The 16,325-nt window shown below is 44.3% G+C and carries 10 protein-coding genes; 7 read left to right on the top strand and 3 right to left on the bottom strand.

What is annotated here, in order from left to right; all coding sequences use genetic code 11:
• Window positions 1-677: 677 nt before the first annotated feature.
• The 7 genes from nhaC to fldA all read left to right on the top strand — a co-directional run bounded on the left by nhaC (window position 678) and on the right by fldA (window position 11,137).
• Entirely contained in the window at window positions 678-2,120 is a 1,443-nt protein-coding gene (gene nhaC, locus OCU77_RS12070) for a Na+/H+ antiporter NhaC (protein WP_048899152.1), read from the top strand.
• 397 nt (window positions 2,121-2,517) lie between these two features.
• Window positions 2,518-3,249, top strand: a complete 732-nt coding sequence (locus OCU77_RS12075) for a nucleoside recognition domain-containing protein (protein ID WP_048899151.1) — start codon at window positions 2,518-2,520, stop codon at window positions 3,247-3,249.
• Window positions 3,249-3,710, top strand: coding sequence for a YjiG family protein (locus tag OCU77_RS12080; protein WP_048899150.1), 462 nt, complete (start codon window positions 3,249-3,251; stop codon window positions 3,708-3,710). Before OCU77_RS12075 ends, OCU77_RS12080 begins: the two co-directional genes overlap by 1 nt.
• Window positions 3,711-3,797: 87 nt before the next feature.
• Complete coding sequence (locus OCU77_RS12085) at window positions 3,798-4,934, top strand: M20 family metallopeptidase (protein ID WP_048899149.1); 1,137 nt, start codon at window positions 3,798-3,800, stop codon at window positions 4,932-4,934.
• Window positions 4,935-5,505: 571 nt separating this feature from the next.
• Entirely contained in the window at window positions 5,506-6,855 is a 1,350-nt protein-coding gene (hcp, locus tag OCU77_RS12090; protein WP_048899148.1) for a hydroxylamine reductase, read from the top strand.
• 150 nt (window positions 6,856-7,005) lie between these two features.
• Window positions 7,006-10,548: a pyruvate:ferredoxin (flavodoxin) oxidoreductase gene (gene nifJ / locus OCU77_RS12095; RefSeq protein WP_048899147.1), complete on the top strand. Its 3,543-nt coding sequence runs from the start codon at window positions 7,006-7,008 to the stop codon at window positions 10,546-10,548.
• Window positions 10,549-10,630: 82 nt separating this feature from the next.
• Complete coding sequence (fldA, locus tag OCU77_RS12100) at window positions 10,631-11,137, top strand: flavodoxin FldA (protein WP_048899146.1); 507 nt, start codon at window positions 10,631-10,633, stop codon at window positions 11,135-11,137.
• Window positions 11,138-11,255: 118 nt separating this feature from the next.
• Here the strand turns inward: fldA and OCU77_RS12105 are convergent, their stop codons facing one another.
• Genes OCU77_RS12105 through OCU77_RS12115 form a run of 3 tightly spaced genes read right to left on the bottom strand, consistent with a single transcriptional unit; the run spans window position 11,256 to window position 16,268 of the window.
• A complete protein-coding gene (locus tag OCU77_RS12105) occupies window positions 11,256-11,627 on the bottom strand; it encodes a nitrous oxide-stimulated promoter family protein (RefSeq protein WP_048899145.1) in 372 nt (123 codons plus the stop codon).
• A 47-nt stretch (window positions 11,628-11,674) separates the two neighbouring features.
• Window positions 11,675-14,200 (bottom strand): hybrid sensor histidine kinase/response regulator, encoded by a 2,526-nt coding sequence (locus tag OCU77_RS12110; RefSeq protein WP_107302896.1) that lies wholly within the window; start codon window positions 14,198-14,200, stop codon window positions 11,675-11,677.
• Window positions 14,201-14,216: 16 nt separating this feature from the next.
• Window positions 14,217-16,268, bottom strand: coding sequence for an Hpt domain-containing protein (locus OCU77_RS12115; RefSeq protein WP_048899143.1), 2,052 nt, complete (start codon window positions 16,266-16,268; stop codon window positions 14,217-14,219).
• Window positions 16,269-16,325 lie beyond the last annotated feature (57 nt).

The raw sequence follows: 16,325 nt of genomic DNA on the forward strand, positions 1-16,325 counted from the left end.
GTTTTAAGGCACGAAAAACAAGCAAATTTTGTAATTAAACATGCATAACGCAGTTATTCAAAACAAGAGCAAGTGATAGCAATAATAAAGTAGACGAAAGATGTCGACATGGCTTCTTACAATTCCTCCTAGATTAAAGCAACAGTTAAACTGGGCTACTAAACAAACAACTCCTGTTTAAATTGCCACCTACCTTTTTACTTTGCGATGATTTTAACAACCAAGATGCATCTAAAACTGGTAACAGCAAAAATCATGGATATTTACTTTTTTTGAATTAACGCTCACACCCTGATAACCTACGCGACCGCAATATTTGAGATTAATATTCCGAGGCATCTCGCCAGATACAGTTATTAAATCTATATATCGCGATTAAACAAACAATGTTACATCAGTTAAAAAACAAGCAAAGCACAACAAAGCAACCAATATTTAACAGTAATTAAATATATAAGCGGCATTTTTATCATTCTTAATTGATAGGAAGGATAAGAGTCACAGAAAGGCACATTATCTATCGCGATACTAAAACCATTCCGATAGAGTAGCGCCGATTAAAAACGAGGCTGACGTGCTAACACGTTAACCATCACAATTACATTTATTAACTTCATGATGAAGCTAATTTTAGGGTTTACCCTCTTACACAGCTCGAATACACAAGGTTAAGAAGTATGGACAAACAGAATGTAAGACTACCTTCGCTAATGCAGGTAGTCCTAGCTCTAGGCATTTTCCTTGCTCTGGCATTTTCTTTCACCGCGAAACTTGATTTACCCATCCAACTAGCACTTTACATTGGTTGGTTCGTTATCATGGCTCTAGGTATTAAACTAGGTCACGACTACAAATCATTAGAAAAAGCGGCAACAAAAGGTATTGCTAACGGTTTAGGTGCAGTGCTCATCCTACTGGCAGTAGGTGCTCTTGTAGGTACATGGATTGCGGGCGGTATTGTTCCAACCATTATCTACTATGGTCTTAAAGCTATTCACCCTTCTATCTTCCTTTTAGCGACCATGATCATCTGTTCACTAACTGCGCTTGCAACAGGTACCTCTTGGGGTGCGGCAGGTACTGCTGGTATTGCAATGATGGGTATTGGTCAAGGCTTGGGTATTCCAGCGCCAATGACAGCAGGTGCGGTTCTTTCGGGCTGTTACTTTGGTGATAAACTGTCACCACTATCTGATTCAGTGATCCTTGCCTCTTCTATGTCTAACGTAGAAGTGATGGAACACATCAAAGGTATGCTACCTATCGCGCTAATCAGCTACATCATCACAGGTATCCTATTCACAGGTGCGGGTCTGCACTACGCGGGCAATGTTGATATGGCGCAGGTTGACTCTGTTATTCTTGCAATGGAGCAGCAGTTCGTTATTACGCCAATGTCATTTATCCCTGTGATTATCGTCCTTGGCCTACTAGCAATGCGTATGCCTTCTTTCCCTGTAATCTCACTAGGCTCTCTACTGGGTATTGTGTGGGCGGTTATGATTCAAGATATGGACCCGCTTGTTGCCTTCAACACAGCATGGGCTCCGTTCTCAATCAGCTCTGGTGTTGACTTCATCGATGCCATCCTAAACCGTGGCGGCATGTCATCTATGCTAGGTTCGGTAGCGGTTATCGTATTTGGTCTTGGTTTCGGTGGCTTACTGGATAAAGTAGGCGTACTACAAACTATCGCGAAACTATTCGAAAAACGCGTGAATTCTGCAGGTAGCCTATCTGTATCGACTATCGCAACCGCATTCTTAGGTAACGTATTTGGCTCTGCGATGTACGTATCGCTAATCCTAACCCCTAAGATCTGTGCGAAGAACTACGATCGTCTAGGTTACAAGCGTAAGAACCTATCTCGTAACGCCGAATTTGGTGGTACGTTAACATCAGGTATGGTGCCGTGGAGTGATAACGGTATCTACATGGCCAGTATCCTTGGCGTGGCAACCTTCTCTTACGCACCATTCATGTGGTTAAGCTTCGTATGTATTATCGTAACGATTGTAACCTCTTACATGGGTTGGTTCGTTGACCGTTGTCCACCAACGTCACAAGCTGAAATTGATGCAAAAGCAGAAGAAGCTGAGCTAAAAGCGCAAACAGCGTAATAAATAGTTACAATTTCTTTCAACAAAAAAGAGCACTTCGGTGCTCTTTTTTTTGCTTAAAATCATAAATAAGCAAGACTAATCAATACCATTAGTTTTATTTATCTTACTGATTTAATGGATTTTTTATCGTCAATTCTTAGCTTGATGAAAATTTATTAATAGATAATGAATGCCGATCAAGATCACATTTACAATCAACTAATCCTATAGTGTTACATTTCGGTAGCCAACTTGACCCCGGTCAATTACTTAGCGCCCTATTTAGCGAAAATACCCCTGTTTTTTATTTCCCACGTCCATTTTGACCCCAATGTGTTATTTCACATTATTAACAGGTCATGAATGTATTTGTGGTTTTATCGCAGTGCGATGTTGATTCCTATGAGGTAACACTATGAGCAATCCAGCGGAACAAGGCCGCAAAGTCACGATCGGCAGTTACATTGCCCTCGCCTTTGCTGTTGTCTTCTTTTCAGGTCTTTTACAGTCAAATGAATGGTATGGTGTTTTTGATTTCACTACGCTAAACGGTTCATTTGGTAACGTTGTTTATTCTGTTAATGAAACAGCTGATGGTATCCAAACAGCAGCAACCTCTATGCGCGGTAAAGGCGGTAGCGGTGCTCGTGATGGTTTCCTATTTGCGTTAACACTGATCCCAACAGTAATGTTTGCACTAGGTATGATTAACGTACTTGAGCATTACGGTGCGCTGGATGCTGCTCGTAAGCTGTTAACCCCACTTCTTCGTCCATTAATGGGCATTCCTGGTAACTCAGGTCTTGCACTTATCGCATCACTTCAGAGTACCGATGCTGGTGCAGCAATGACCCGCCAATTAAAAGATGAAGGCCACCTCACCAAGCGCGAAACCGATGTTTTCACTATGTTCCAATTCTCAGCGGGTGCTGCGATTGTAAACTTCTTCTCATCTGGCGCGGTGCTATTCACACTAACAAACATGGATGGTACGCCTGCGGTTACTTCATCAATCGGCTTAGCTGTCGCTATCATGTTCATCTTCAAATTTGTAGGTGCAAACATGTTCCGTCTTTACCTAAACATCACAGAAGGTAAAGAAGACAAATCAGACAAGAAACCAGAAATGACTGAGGAGACAGCATAATGACTGCCGCTAAAAAACCAATGGTGACTGACATCTTCGTTGAAGGTGCTAAGAAAGGCTGGGTTATTGCAACAACCTCTACCGTTCCTAACGTATTGATGGCTTTTGTTATCATCAAGGCATTACAAATCACAGGTGCACTGGATCTAATGGGTTCATTGTTCTCACCTGTTATGGCTATCTTTGGCCTACCAGGTGAAGCTGCAGCGGTTCTTATCGGTGCATGGATGTCGATGGGTGGTGCAGTTGGTGTGGTTATCACCCTATTTGACCAAGGTATTCTTAACGGTCAACACATCGCTATTCTTGCCCCTGCTATTTACCTAATGGGTTCTCAGGTGCAGTACATGGGCCGCATCATGGGTCCAATTGGTACTGAAGGTCGCTACATTCCAGTGATGATTGCCTTGTCTGTACTGAATGCTTTCGCTGCAATGTTTGTAATGAACATTCTGGTGTAAACCGTTTTAGGGCCTTACGAGGCCCTTTTTTATTCTATTCGTTTTATTCCCCTTATTTATCTCAACTAAGGACGCTTTGGAGTCATTATGAATATCTCCCTACAAGATTTTTCGCTAGAGAACTACCTAGAAGAACTACGTCCATTAATTGATGTTGATTGCGGTACGTTAACCAAAGAAGGCATCGAAGTTATTGCCAACCAAATGGAAAAAAAATACCTCGATATGGGTTGGTTCGTAAAACGTGTTGATTGCGGTATCGCAGGCACTGGCCTTGAAGTTCGTAACAAACCCGATACAGACCAAATTGATGTGATGATGATTGGCCACATGGATACCGTATTCCCTGTTGGTACTGTTGGCGCTCGTCCAATGACAACCGACGAAAACCGTGCTTACGGCCCTGGCGTTTCAGACATGAAATCTGGCTTGTTAAACGTTGTTTACGCGCTGCGTAACATCGACAAGGCAGTGACAGATAAACTGTCTATTTGCATTTGCATGAACCCAGACGAAGAAATCGGTTCGCTACATTCTGAAGAATGGCTAAAAAGCGTTGCGGTTAATGCGAAAAATGTTCTTGTAGCAGAAGCTGCACGTGCTGATGGTTCACTCGTAAAAGCCCGTAAAGGCATGGCGCGTTACCGCTTAGGCTTTGCAGGTAAAGCTGCTCACGCAGGTAACGATCCACAAAGTGGCCGCAGTGCAATCACTGAAATGGCAAACTGGATCCTAGCCATTAATGCGCTCACTAACTTTGAAACAGGTACCACACTTAACGTGGGTGTCGTGAACGGTGGCGCTGGCGCAAACATAGTGCCGGATCAAGCTGAAGCTGTCGTTGATGTACGTTTCTGGGACAACGATGAATACGCAGAAGCCGATGCGAAAATTCGTGCACTAACAGAAACACCTTTCGTTAATGGCGTGACCATTACTGTCGAACGTGAAGCACATAAACCTTCGATGGTGCCATCTGAAAAAACTGAAGCTCTGATGGCATTAGTTGAAAAATCAGGTGAAGAGCTAGGTATCGATATTAAATGGCAAGAAGTAGGCGGCGGTTCTGACGCCAACCTCACTGCGGTTCTGGGTATTCCAACACTGGATGGCCTTGGCCCTGCAGGCGCCGGCTTCCACAGTGCCGATGAGTACTTAGAACTTAACACGATTGAACCTCGTATTAAGCTTCTTATCCGTGTACTTGAAAAATTAGCGGCGTAATAACGACTACACGAGTTAACACGATCAAAAAAGAGCGCTTAGTATTGATACTAGGCGCCCTTTTTATCTTTAGCTTTCAATTAAAGGCCAGAATATTAGTTAACCAATTCGACCTTTTCTGAGTATTTTACTTCTTCACGGGGAAGCAACCCTCTCTCTTCGCATAACTGTCGAAGAAACTTCTCTTTCACTTTTGACAAGTGCTGACGCGACTCGGTATTCGCTTTTCGTTGAATGCTTCGTGTCATCCTGGCGTAAGTCATTGTGATCAGCCCTTTATTTTCTATCCGTATCTCAGTAAGCAAGCATATAACTGCTTAGCATTACTTTCGAGAGCAGAATATTACCCTAATCACGAATAAACTGAAACAAGAAAGACATAGTTGCATAATGTTAGAAGCTGACTTCTACTCACTTATGGTTAGATATCGAATCCTATCAGACATTTCCCGCATTAACGTGCATTATATTTGCAACTTAATGATCCTGATCAATGACGATATTAATCACCACTCGTTATTCTTACCTTATAAAGTTGCAAAACAAATACACCTTAAAAAGGGATCTAGCAATGTCGAACCTAGCAATGTTCTGTCACCAGTGTTCTATGGCACAAAGTGGCGGCTGTGGTAGCACAGGTAAAACACAAGGCACATGTGGTAAAGATGAAAATCTATCACGCCTACAAGATATTATGATTTTTGGCTTAAAAGGCCTATCAGCATACCGAACTCACGCTGATGATCTTGGTGCTGCAACAAAATCAGTTGATGATGTTATTGCAGAAACACTGTACTTCACCCTGACTAACGTTAACTTCAGTTTCGACCAACATATCGCCCAACTGATGAAAATCGGTGGTGCGGGTAGCGAAATGATGTCAATTCTGGGTGAAGCTCACCACGGTCGCTTAGGGATCCCTACTCCTGTATGCGTACCGCAGAATAAAGCTGAAGGTAAAGGTATTCTTGTAACAGGTCACGATCTTGAGCTACTTGAACGCCTATTGATTGCAACCGAAGGTAAAGGCATCAATATTTACACTCACTCAGAGATGTTACCTGCACACGGTTACCCTGAACTACGTAAATACGCACACCTAAAAGGAAATGTGGGTAAAGCTTGGTTCGATCAGAAAAAACTGTTCCAAGAATGGAATGGTACTATCATAGTAACCACTAACTGTATCGTGCCACCAACAGGCCGTGCAGATTACGCTGATCGTCTCTACAGCTACGGCATTGTCGGTATTGATAACTGCCGTCAACTTGAAGATGACTTCGCACCACTTATCGAACAAACACTTGCACTGCCAGATATCGAAGGTTTTGATAGTGAAGAAACCCTAATGACGGGTCATAACTACAAAACAATTTTGGGCCTCGCTCCACAAATTCTTGATGCGGTTAACGCAGGTAAGATCAAGCAATTCTTCGTAGTGGCTGGTTGTGATAAGCCAGGTAAACCAAACGATTACTTCCGCGATCTTGCGCTTTCTATCCCAGATGATTGCATCATCTTGACGTCTTCTTGCGGTAAATTCCGCTTTAATGACCATGACTTCGGTAACATCCCTGGTACTGAGATCCCTCGCTACCTCGACCTTGGTCAGTGTAACGACAGCTACGGTGCAGTAATGATTGCACTGGCGTTAAGTGATGCTATGGGTGTGCCTGTGAACGAGCTACCTGTGAATATCGTGCTTTCTTGGATGGAACAAAAAGCCGTTCTGATCCTATTAGCACTATTCAACCTAGGTATCCAAAACATCTACCTAGGTCCAAATCCTCCGGAATTTGTAAACGAAGATATCTTTGCTTTCCTACAGCAGCAATTCAACTTGCAGCTTACAGGCGATGCTAAAGACGATTTAGAAAAAATGCTAAATCCACAACCAAAAATTGAGGTAGTAGAAGCGTAATCGCTTTTACCTCTATCCCGTCTACGCTACTTGGTGCTACGCCAGTATCGGGATAGACCTCATGAGTCGCTTCCACCCTACCCACTCAGGAAGCGGCTCACTCCTTCATTAATAAGAAATTATTACAGTGCTCGTTCGCTGGAGCTTGTTATGTCTGAACAAAACTATATCTATAAAACACTAGACGGTAATGAAGCCGCCGCATCCATCGCTTACCGTTGTAATGAAGTGATTGGTATCTACCCCATCACTCCTTCTTCTCCGATGTCTGAAGCTTGTGAGACATGGGAAAGCCAATCAAAGAAAAACCTTTGGGGACAAGTTCCTCGAGTGATTGAAATGCAATCTGAGGGCGGCGCAGCAGGTGCTGTTCACGGTGCATTAATGGCTGGCTCATTGGCCACAACCTTTACTTCATCTCAGGGATTGCTTCTAAAAATCCCTAACATGTACAAGATTGCTGGCGAATTAACCCCCTTCGTTATGCATGTTGCTGCCCGTACTCTCGCCACCCATGCTCTGTCTATTTTTGGCGATCATTCCGATGTGATGGCAGTGCGCCAAACTGGTTTTGCCATGCTAGCAGCCAACTCTGTCCAGCAAGCCCATGACTTCTCGCTGATCGCACAAGCATCAACGCTTGATAGCCGTATTCCTTTCGTGCACTTTTTTGATGGTTTCCGTACCTCTCACGAGATCAACAAGATCGCCATGATCAACGATGACACCATCACTGAGATGATCGATCAAGATGCGGTTGATGCATTTCATCAGCGCGGTCTTACGCCTGATGCACCGAGTATCCGTGGTACCGCACAAAATCCTGATACCTTCTTCCAGTCTCGAGAAGCTGCCAACTCATTCTATACGGCGTGTCCAGATACCGTCGCAGATAACATGGCGAAGTTTGCCAAGCTCACTGGCCGTGAATACAAACTGTTTGATTACTACGGTCATCCAGAAGCCACTAACATCATCATTGTGATGGGCTCTGCTACCTCGACTGTTCAACAAGCCGTTGATCATCAATTACAAGCAGGCCAAAAAGTGGGCGTGCTCAACGTTCACCTGTACCGCCCATTTTCATTAAAGCACTTCCTACAAGTGCTGCCTGCCAGTGTAAAAAACATTGCGGTGCTCGATCGCACCAAAGAACCAGGTGCAATGGGCGAGCCGCTTTACCTTGATGTAGTAGCAAGCCTCACTCAAGCCGTTGCGGCACAGACGCTTAGCCAACTTCCTCGAATTATGGGTGGACGTTACGGCTTATCATCAAAAGAGTTCAACCCAAGCCATGCCAATGCGATCTTTACTGCAATGGCAGAAGATCGTTTACATCATAATTTTACTGTTGGTATTACCGATGACATCACGCACCTCTCTTTGCCTGTTAAAACGCAAATTGATGCCGAGCCAAGCTCTCGCCTTCGTGCACTATTTTATGGTTTAGGCGCAGATGGCACCGTCAGTGCCAACAAAAACACCATCAAGATCATTGGTGAAAATACAGATTTACACGCCCAAGGTTACTTCGTCTACGACTCGAAAAAATCAGGCGGTACGACTGTCTCGCACTTACGAATCGATCAACATCCCGTCGAAGCTCCCTATTTAATCGAGCAAGCAGAGTTCATTGCCTGCCACCAATTCCAATTCATCAATAAATTGGAAATGGTCGAACGTGCAGCACCGCAAGCAACATTACTGCTTAACAGCCCTCACTCGGCTGAAAACGTATGGCAATACCTGCCCCGCGAAGTACAGCAGCAAATCATTGATAAACAGCTATCTCTGTATGTGATTGATGCTGTCTCGCTAGCGCGCGAGCTCGGGTTAAAAAATCGCATTAATACCATCATGCAAGCGGGTTTCTTTGCATTAAGCGAGATGATGCCAACCGAACAAGCGCTCGGAAAACTCAATCAAGCAATTGAACAATCGTACAGCAAGCGTGGCCCTGCCATTGTCGAAGCGAACCAAAAAGCCGTGGCGGCCACCGTTGCCCGTATTGAGCAAGTGACGATTCCAAGCACAGTCACCAGCACTTTCTCTCGCCCTGCGGTTGTTAGCGAGCGCGCCCCCGATCTCGTCAAACATGTCAGTGCCATGATGATGGCAGACAAAGGTGATTTACTCCCAGTCAGCGCTTTCCCTGTTGATGGCACATGGCCAACCGCCACCAGCCAATGGGAAAAACGTAACATAGCGCAAGAAATCCCAGTATGGGAAGAAGACCTTTGTACCCAATGTAATATCTGTACTTTGGTCTGCCCACACGCCGCAATCAGAGCAAAAGCCGTCAACGCTGATGACTTAACCGATGCACCTGAAGGCTTTAAAGTCACAGAATACAAACAACGTGACTTCAAAGGGCAGCAATACACTCTGCAGGTTTCACCGCAAGACTGTACTGGTTGTAATCTCTGTACCATGGCTTGTCCTGCAAGTGATAAAGACGATCCAAGCCTTAAGGCCATCAACTTGCAGCCAAAAGTTGAACACATTGAAAGCCAAACAGAAAACTACCAGTTCTTCACTGAACTGCCTGAACTTGCTCGCATCGATATTAAACGCATCGATGCACGTAGCAGCCAACTGTTACAACCTTTGTTTGAGTTCTCTGGCGCCTGTTCAGGCTGTGGTGAAACCTCATATATCAAACTGCTGACTCAGCTATTTGGTGATCGTATGTTAATCGCCAATGCAACAGGCTGCTCTTCTATCTACGGTGGTAACTTACCAACAACGCCGTATGCGGTAGACAAAAACGGCCGTGGTCCTGCGTGGGCAAACTCTCTATTTGAAGACAACGCTGAATTTGGTTTGGGTATGCGTCTTGCACTCAACAGTAAACGCGATCGTGTATTGCATTTATTGGAACAAGTTGCCGATGTGATCCCAACCGAATTACGTGAACAACTCATCAATGACGCTTTCGACAGTAGCGAAGCGGCCGTGTGCCGTCAGCGCGACAACGTCAACAAACTCCGAGCTCAACTTGATTTCTCGCATCAAGCACTCATCAACAGCGCAGATGATTTAGTCGCCAAAAGTAACTGGATTGTCGGTGGTGACGGCTGGGCATATGACATCGACTTTGGTGGCCTCGACCATGTGCTGTCTGGCAGTGATAACGTTAATGTCTTAGTGATGGATACCCAGGGTTACTCCAACACAGGCGGCCAGCAATCAAAAGCAACCCCAACAGGCGCCGTAGCAAAGTTTGCCACTCAAGGTAAAGCGAGCAACGGTAAAGATCTAGCCGTTAATATCATGATGCACGGCAATGTCTATGTCGCCAAAATCGCCCTTGGTGCCAATATGAATCATGCCGTTAAAGCTCTACAGGAAGCCGAAGCTTACCCTGGTCCTTCACTGGTTATTGCCTACTCACCGTGTATTACCCATGGTTTTGATATGGCTGAAGGTGTCGAACATCAGCAATTATTGGTTGAAACTGGCCTATGGCCACTATTCCGCTTTGATCCTCGCCGTACCGAGAAAGGCCGCGCCGCACTGCAACTGGACTCGAAGCCACCGAAAAAAGACGTCGAAGAGCTTATTAGCAAAGAAGCACGCTTTACACAGGTTCAGCGTAAAGACCCAGAGCGCTATGCAGCGAACCTTGAACGTTTACGTCAACAAGTTAGCCATAAGCATCAACTCTTAAACCAATTATTAGAGTGGAAATAAACGCGTAACTGACGCCACTCACGCTTTACATTTTTATCACTAAATTACAGAGAAGCTGCCTACGGGCAGCAAAGGAGACACCATGACAGCTCAACTTAATACTGCCATTTTCTTTGGTAGTGACACAGGAAATACCGAAGCCGCAGCACAAAAAATCGCAGAAAAGCTCAACCTTAAAGCCCAAGACATTGCAGGGTGCACTAGCGAGATCTTTGATGACTATGAACTACTTATCTTAGGCACGCCAACAGCAAACTATGGCGAGATGCAACCTGACTGGGACTACTTTGTTCCAGAGTTAGAAGATGCCGATTTAAGCGGTAAAAAAGTGGCACTATTTGGCCTTGGCGATCAAGTGGATTACCCAGATAGCTTCCTAGATGCTATGGGCGATCTTGCTGATTTAGTGGTAGATGCTGGCGGTGAGCTAGTTGGAGCCTGGTCAACTGACGGCTATGAGTTTAATGATTCTCGCGCTGAAAAAGAGAGTGGTAAATTTGTTGGCTTGGCACTTGATGAAGACCGTCAACCTGAATTAACTGACGATCGAATTGCCACTTGGTTAACAACATTAGGTTTCAACCTATAACCTGTCGCTCTCACAAAAAACGTTAAAAAATAAAAACAAAGAAGGCTGCCGTGGCAGCCTTTTTGTTTACCTGAAGCCAAGGCTTCGATAGATGGTTCTCAAAGATAAGATAGTGTAATTACCCTTTATGACTTGCCCCTGTAGCCGCCTGCTCAGTATGACGATGCTCAGCCCGTAAACTATCCATTTTAAAATGGAATGCTTTCATCGGGTGGCGCCAAAAAAAACGAGGCAATGACCAGCGTAAAACATGTGTCAAATGAAGGCGTTTCGCGGGCGGATAACAAGAGGCAGAACAGCTTTGGCATGTGGGTTTTTCATTGCCTAACCGACAGCTTGTCATTCGATTTTCAACGTAAGCGATAAGACCTTCGCATTCAGGGCACATAATTGCCCCACGATGCAGCGTTTTACAATACAAGCGAATCATCGCCTTCACTGTGTCCAGTTCACGCTGCGAACGAACTGAATGTTGGTTTTGAACTATCATAGTGCGGCTTATTATCCACCGCGCGCACAAAGAAGATTTGATAAAGATCAACTTTGCATAGTGATCACATTATTATCCTCTATCGCCTGTATAGTCACAGTATAAAGGTCGGATTCAGAGATAGGTTTGCCAATATGACCTTGCATTCCTGCTTCTCGACACCGCGCGACATCAGCCGCCATGACGTTCGCTGTCATCGCAATGATCGCGGTATCCACATTGATCCCCTTGGTACTTCGGATCGCTTTTGTCGCCCCCACACCATCTAAACGAGGCATCTGCATATCCATATAAATCACATCAAACGACTCACACTGCGCTTTTTCGACCGCTTCAATACCATCACACGCAATATCAATCGAAAAGCCCATACGGCTTAGCAACTGGCTCGCAATCAATCGATTCACTTTGTTATCTTCAACCAATAAACAACGCTGCCCTATAAAAGGCTGTTCAGATGGTAAATGGCTCACTGTCGAGAGTTGTGAAATTGACGAGGTTTCGCTGTGTTTAACCAGCGGGAATGGCAGCGTAACAACAAATTCAGACCCTTGCCCTTCTTGGCTCATCACATGGATGTGCCCGTCCATTAATTCAATTAGCTGACGAGTGATCGTTAACCCTAACCCTGAGCCACCAAAGCGGCGGGTCGTAGTTTCATCCGCTTGCGAAAATTTATCAAAAATATGGCTTATTTTTTCACTGGGAATACCAATACCACTGTCAGATACTTTTATTTCCACTATTACACTATGCTTATCGCGCTGAGCTAACGCTATGTCTACATGTATAAAGCCCTGATCAGTAAATTTAGTCGCATTTCCCAGTAAGTTAATCAGCACTTGCTGGATCCGAGTCGGGTCTCCTAGCAACTCAGCAGGGATCGCATCATCATAATGCAAGCGATAATCCACCAAAGTCGGCTTTTCAATGGTAGGACGAAGGAGTTCATGCGCATATTGTGCTAACTCATGAAGGTTAAACGGCACAGCTTCAAGTTCAACCTTACTCGATTCAATTTTACTAAAGTCCAAAATATCGTTAATCAAGGTCATCAAACTTTTCGCTGAGTGGCTGATGATCGACAAATATTCTCGTTGCTGCCCCGATAAGGATTCACTCTGCATTAAACCTGCCGCACCAATAATGCCATTCATTGGGGTACGAATTTCATGGCTCATGTTGGCTAAAAACTGCTGTTTCGCCTCTGCCGCTTTTAACGCTTGCTGCTTTGCCGCTATCAGATTTTCACTTCGCTGGTTAAATCGGTGAACCAATGCCCCTAATTCATCTCGCGAATGAACAGGCAAAGGCGTAAATTCTTCATCATTTTTTTGCTCTGTTAATGCTTCACGTACCGACTTGAGAGGCTTGAAAATACGACGATAGAAAAAGATAAATGTGACAGCGATAAATATCACCACAACAGGCAACATAAATAACAGCAGCTGCCTTTCTAACTGAATAGCTTGGGCATACATGTCACGCTGAGGCACACCTTGCAACAACATCCACTGCATTCGAGGAATGCGGATTGCTGAGATAAATGCCGCTTGATTCAGTATAGGGTCGCTATCAACATTCAAGCTGAATAAAGGTTGAGCTCGACTCATATTTTCATCTGGGTAAAGTAACTCTGCCGCAACTGAAATTGCATAACTTATCGAAATGCTTAAAGAGTTTTCGACGATTTTTTTCGCTAAAGCATCCACCTTTTGATCGGTTTGATATTGATGACGGCGATTCGCCATAATGTCATTAATCGCTACCGCAATTGGGGTAAAGCTGGCTTCGCTTTCAGAATATTCGTGACTTAATATATAGCTGGGTACCGCTGTGGAGGTATCCATGACTTTGTCAGCTTCAGGGTAAGCTAAGAAACGCCCAGAGCGATCCAACAAAAAAAAGTAAACACCATGCTGCTGCCCCTGCTCAATCAAGTATGTATTTAGCGCTTTCACCCGAATATCGAGTGTCACAACCCCTGCAAATTTTCCATCAGAAAAATAAGGCACGGTGCAGGTCACCATGGGCTCTGCGGTATATGGATCAGTGTAGGATTGTGACCAATAGGCATCACCTGCTGTCAGCCAACGTGCAGGTGCAAACCATTCGGCCGCATAATACGGTGCAGAAAGGTGACTGTTATAACTATCAATACGCTCGACTGAGCCTGTACTGTTTTTGGTATAAAATAAGCTGTTAAGTAGCTTACTGTCGCCGTCATAAGCATCGGGCCAGATCCCGCCACCAGCAATAAATTTACCAATAGCAGGGCTCGTCAGCAGGTTTTGAAAGAAAAGATCAAGAACATCAGGCGATTGAACGGTTTCGACAGCATTAGAGAGACTCAATGCTGCACTCTCTATTTTCGCACCAAGCTGCACAATGGATTGTCCGACAGCTTCTGATTCCGCAGCAACCCTTTGCTCCGCAGATTGAATCGAAAGCCGAAAGCCAACAGTTTCCATCACATAAACGATACTCAGCACAACCATAAGCAAAAGCGCCAGTAACAAAGAGAGGCCCTTAAAACTGATAGACTGATACCAAGCGATGACTTTCGGCTTCATTGGTGCAACCACACTCTTACGCAACTCCCTCTTCGTAAACCGCTAAATTCTCTGCCTCTAAATAATAAGTCGCAGCAGAAATAGTCTCTGTCAATCGCAGATCAAATGCACGGTAATCGGCATCACTCACGGGGTGACCTTGTTTGAATTTGGCTTCAATATCACCCGCTAAAATCTTCAACGAATGCGCCCCTAAACTGGAAGACACCCCTTTTATACTATGAACAATACGAATAGCATCTTCCGAGATCTCCGCAGCACCATGTACTTGCTGCAAGAGTTTCTTTCCATCATTGGCGTGCTCCTCGACAAAAATCTCAAGCAGCATTTTTACTGATTCAATATCATCGTCCATGCTCGTCATCATATATTTAATATCGATTAGCGCATGTATGTTCGTTTGGCTATTCGAACTTTTAGATGATTGCTCACTCTCTGATGATAATACTGACTCAGGTTGTAGCGCTGATTGGAGCTCTTCTTTAATCGCATCATCAGGCATTAACGTTTCGCCACCCTCAGCCTGCGTGCTAGTACCAGCCTCATACTTTTTTATTTCGACCGTCACACCCTGAGTTCCTAGGTAGTCCTGTACTGTTTTAACCACATCATTAAGAATAGTGCCTAATTCAAGGCTGTCACTCTCAACAATCATATCTTCTTGCTTAATTGCTAGCTCTAAGCGTTCAGATATAGATTTCAAAGCATTAGAACCAATACTTCCCGCCACCCCTTTCAAGCTATGAATAATACGAGCGGCATCTTCAATTCGACCTTGTTCTAACGCATTCTTAAAAAGCACATCATCATGACTATGTTCTTGCACAAAAATTTCCAGCAGCATGATAACGGAATCAAGATCTTCATCCATGCAATGGAAAATGTGTTTAAAATCAAATAATTCTAATGAGGTGAAGCGGGATGGTGCAGAGGGGTTAACTGCTATCTCAACAGAAGCTGCATCGTGATTAGACACTGTAGGGCGAGTGGCACTAGGTTGCGAATCGACTGGCGTTTTGTCTTGCTCTTGCAGGCTTGAGCCATCTTGTTGATGGCTCATATTGCCAATCGGCCGTGTTGTTGTCGTATGAGTCGCCTGATCAGAGCCCCTATTCGAAGCCTCTTCGGCTTGTTGCAAATGATGAGTCGGCTTTGTTATTTCATTATCCGTGGTGTTGGATTCTTTTAATGGCTCAGAAGGGCTGATGGCTCCCACCTTATGCGGTAGGTAACGAAAAAAAGAAGGCAATAAGGTCGTTAATGTAATCAGAACAACTAAAATCGAAAAGAGCACTAGTTGCCCTTTCTCGTACTGACCCCTGACCGTTTTCACATGTAGCAATACATTGTTATAAGTATCATCGAACGGTGTTAAATGGATATTTTGGACAGCCTGTAAATACTGCACATAACGCGACAACATTGGCAATATAGACTTAATGACAAATTGTGCTTGCGCTTGTAGTTCAGGACGTAATTGCTGTTGTTGCGTATCAATCGTCAGTAACGATCGATTCAATGACTCTAGCGTGGTGTCTGCGTTTATCTTTTCTTGGCTTAGTAGGCTCAATAAATCTAGCGTCAGTTGCTGATATAAAACTTCAAGCTTAGGGTGGGTATTTTCTTGCTGAGCGTTGATCAGAGTGGATGCTATATTGCTGAATGCATCATGGCTCATTAAAGCGACATCTAGCTGCTCTGCATATTGGCTTCCTTGAAGCATCAATCTATTTAGCTCAACTTGCAGCTCCCCACTAACGCCATGATTACTCAGCTGTAATAGCCGCTGTCGAAAGACAATTGAGATTTTGCTGGGGTTTTCAATAGATTCAAATCTGTTCACAACAGCTTGTTTGTGCAAACGTAATGCTTCCGCCTGCAGTTGCTCAACATCCGTTTCAAGTGTCGCTAATCGACTAGACTGTACGTATAAATAGGCAAAGGCAATACTAATCAACAAATTGATCGCAAAGAATGCACGAAAGAGCCAAACAACTTTTGCAGAAAGTAATTGTGCCAGAGGTACGGTTAATGATGAGAATGCAGTATTGTCGTGGTCGTCATCCATGTCTGCTCCTAAAAGCGCAAGTAGTTAATATTGCAAGCATAATATTAGACAATGATG

The sequence above is a fragment of the Photobacterium swingsii genome (assembly GCF_024346715.1).
Taxonomy (GTDB): domain Bacteria; phylum Pseudomonadota; class Gammaproteobacteria; order Enterobacterales; family Vibrionaceae; genus Photobacterium; species Photobacterium swingsii.

Coding starts and splice junctions, on each gene's coding strand:
- nifJ (WP_048899147.1), top strand. CDS start 7,006: ATGTCTGAACAAAACTATATCTATAAAACACTAGACGGTAATGAAGCC.
- fldA (WP_048899146.1), top strand. CDS start 10,631: ATGACAGCTCAACTTAATACTGCCATTTTCTTTGGTAGTGACACAGGA.
- OCU77_RS12085 (WP_048899149.1), top strand. CDS start 3,798: ATGAATATCTCCCTACAAGATTTTTCGCTAGAGAACTACCTAGAAGAA.
- nhaC (WP_048899152.1), top strand. CDS start 678: ATGGACAAACAGAATGTAAGACTACCTTCGCTAATGCAGGTAGTCCTA.
- OCU77_RS12075 (WP_048899151.1), top strand. CDS start 2,518: ATGAGCAATCCAGCGGAACAAGGCCGCAAAGTCACGATCGGCAGTTAC.
- hcp (WP_048899148.1), top strand. CDS start 5,506: ATGTCGAACCTAGCAATGTTCTGTCACCAGTGTTCTATGGCACAAAGT.
- OCU77_RS12105 (WP_048899145.1), bottom strand. CDS start 11,627: ATGATAGTTCAAAACCAACATTCAGTTCGTTCGCAGCGTGAACTGGAC.
- OCU77_RS12080 (WP_048899150.1), top strand. CDS start 3,249: ATGACTGCCGCTAAAAAACCAATGGTGACTGACATCTTCGTTGAAGGT.
- OCU77_RS12115 (WP_048899143.1), bottom strand. CDS start 16,268: ATGGATGACGACCACGACAATACTGCATTCTCATCATTAACCGTACCT.
- OCU77_RS12110 (WP_107302896.1), bottom strand. CDS start 14,200: ATGAAGCCGAAAGTCATCGCTTGGTATCAGTCTATCAGTTTTAAGGGC.